1 protein-coding gene is annotated in these 320 nt (G+C 43.8%); it reads right to left on the reverse strand.

Features of this window, described 5'->3' with window-relative positions:
* Positions 1-320, reverse strand: a 320-nt coding sequence (locus AN214_RS22805) for a hypothetical protein (RefSeq protein ID WP_200911163.1), incomplete at both ends; no start/stop codon positions are given.

Raw genomic sequence — 320 nt, forward strand, 5'->3', positions numbered from 1 at the left:
GCTAAATAATCGTAACTATCACTTTGTTCGCCACTGTCGTTGCTTAGACTTCTCGTTGAGCCAAGGCCATCATAGTGGAAGGTGTTAGTTACTTGGTTTGAGTCGGTTTGACTGATTAAGTCATCACCGTAAAGGTAGGTTTTTAATCGGCTGCCAAGGCTGTCTGTTTCGGCAATCACTTGTGCATAAGCTGCCGTGTTGTCGATTAGGTAGTGTATTGCCTGACCATTTACCGTTTTACTGGTACGAATACCGTCAATATTATATTGGTAATTCGCTTGTGTGCCATTATTGGTTGCCGTTGCATCCATCGCCACCAT

Source organism: Pseudoalteromonas sp. P1-9 (assembly GCF_001399975.1).
Taxonomy (GTDB): domain Bacteria; phylum Pseudomonadota; class Gammaproteobacteria; order Enterobacterales; family Alteromonadaceae; genus Pseudoalteromonas.